Raw genomic sequence first — 532 nt, 5'->3', positions numbered from 1 at the left:
GGTCGACAAGCTTGGCGCTCACCGAGGCGACGGTGACGCTGTCGATCACCTGGTAGGTGGTGCCGTAACGGGTGACCGTCATGTAGAGCGCCGAGTCGGCGCCGAAGATCTCACGCAGCTTGGCGGGCGACACCTCGGCGATGTCGTTGGGCGTGGTCAGGCCGTTGTACTTGAAGGTCTCCTCCATCGGGCCCACCGGCACCACGTAGTAGCCCGACTCCGCCAGCGGCAGGGTGACCCGCGACAGCACGCCGAAGCTCGCCGTCACCTCGTTGGTGTTGTTGACGGGCGGCAGCACCAGGATCGACTTCGGCTGGCTGCGCTTGAAGGCCGTGTAGTCGGGGCGCTGGACGGGGCCCGCGCAGGCAGCCAGCATGGCCAGCAGCGCGACGGCCGACAGCAGCTTGATCGAAATGCGTTGCAACATGGGGAGCTCCGGTCAGTGGTTCGCGGCCTGCGCGGTGGTTTCGGGATGGGCCGCCGAAGCGGCGGAGGGCGCCGTGGCGGGCTGGACGGCCGGCTTGGGATCGGG

General features: G+C 68.6%; 1 protein-coding gene. It reads right to left on the bottom strand.

Annotated elements, in window-relative coordinates; all coding sequences use genetic code 11:
- The coding region (locus HWY05_RS37695) for a GNA1162 family protein (RefSeq protein ID WP_176061484.1) at positions 1-427 on the bottom strand (427 nt) is incomplete at its 3' end.
- Positions 428-532 lie beyond the last annotated feature (105 nt).

The sequence above is a fragment of the Paraburkholderia sp. BCC1876 genome (assembly GCF_902833695.1).
Lineage (GTDB): Bacteria > Pseudomonadota > Gammaproteobacteria > Burkholderiales > Burkholderiaceae > Paraburkholderia.
Note: the sequence above shows the minus strand (reverse complement) of the source record. Positions and strands in the feature narration are given on the sequence as shown.